We start from the raw sequence: 458 nt of genomic DNA, 5'->3' as shown, positions 1-458 counted from the left end.
GAGCGGATGGCCGATGAGATGCGCGACCGGACTCTCCGGGGGCGTGACCTCGCAGGCCTCGGCGGGATGCTCACCGGCACCGTTGTCGTCGGTCTCGTCCTCGGGCTGCTGGCCGACAGCGCAGCGGACAGCTCGCCGCTCTGGACGCTCGTCGGCATCTTCGCGGGCATCGTCGCGGGTGGCATCGGCTTCTGGCTGCGCGTTCGGAGTGTGCTCAAGTGAGCGTGCGTCATGAGCGGAGGCCCAGCCGTGGCTGAGCACGAGACCTCCACGCCGGCGACCACCGCAGACCTCGGGTCCGCGTCCTTCTGGCGGGTCGTGCGCGACCAGCGCAAGACCATCGCCGTCGCCATCGTGCTGTCCATCGCGGCGTACTGGATCCTCGGCCAGCTCGGTGAATGGCGGCTGGCCGGCTGCATCGCCGGCGGCGTCGCCCTGGGCCTGGTCAACCACCTGAC

General features: G+C 70.7%; 2 protein-coding genes. Both read left to right on the top strand.

From position 1 onward, the window contains the following. On the top strand, positions 1-222 hold a 222-nt coding region (locus D7Y13_RS42655), incomplete at its 5' end, for an AtpZ/AtpI family protein (protein ID WP_208734616.1). A 27-nt stretch (positions 223-249) separates the two neighbouring features. Continuing rightward, a partial coding sequence (locus tag D7Y13_RS42650; RefSeq protein ID WP_147452699.1) for a hypothetical protein occupies positions 250-458 on the top strand: 209 nt, incomplete at its 3' end.

The organism is Corallococcus praedator (assembly GCF_003612125.1).
Lineage (GTDB): Bacteria > Myxococcota > Myxococcia > Myxococcales > Myxococcaceae > Corallococcus > Corallococcus praedator.
This window is presented reverse-complemented; position numbering and strand designations above follow the sequence as displayed.